Below are 396 nucleotides of genomic sequence, written 5' to 3' on the forward strand. Positions count from 1 at the left end.
ATCATCCGCATCCACAGCCGCGTTCCGATCGCCGATCCCGAACGTATCAATCCCGAGATGATCGCGGCGCTGCGGGTGGAAGGGGCAACCACCTGGATTGTGATCCACGCCAATCATCCGCGCGAATTCGGTGCCAATGCCCGCGCGGCCTGCGCACGCCTCGCCGACGCCGGCATTCCATTGGTGAGCCAGTCGGTCCTGCTGCGCGGCGTCAACGACGATGCGGCGACGCTCACGGCGCTGATGCGCGCTTTCGTCGAGTGCCGGATCAAGCCCTATTATCTGCACCATGGCGACCTTGCGCCCGGCACCGCGCATTTGCGCACCACGATCGAAGCCGGGCAGGAGCTGATGCGGGCCCTGCGCGGGCGCGTCTCCGGACTTTGTCAGCCGGAT

At 66.2% G+C, this 396-nt stretch carries 1 pseudogene; it reads left to right on the forward strand.

Annotation, left to right across the window (positions count from 1 at the left end):
- A pseudogene (locus J1M87_RS26540) lies at positions 1–396 on the forward strand (hypothetical protein); the annotation flags it as partial.

Source organism: Rhodococcus sp. KRD162 (assembly GCF_017168335.1).
In the GTDB taxonomy this organism is placed as follows: Bacteria; Actinomycetota; Actinomycetes; order Mycobacteriales; family Mycobacteriaceae; genus Rhodococcoides.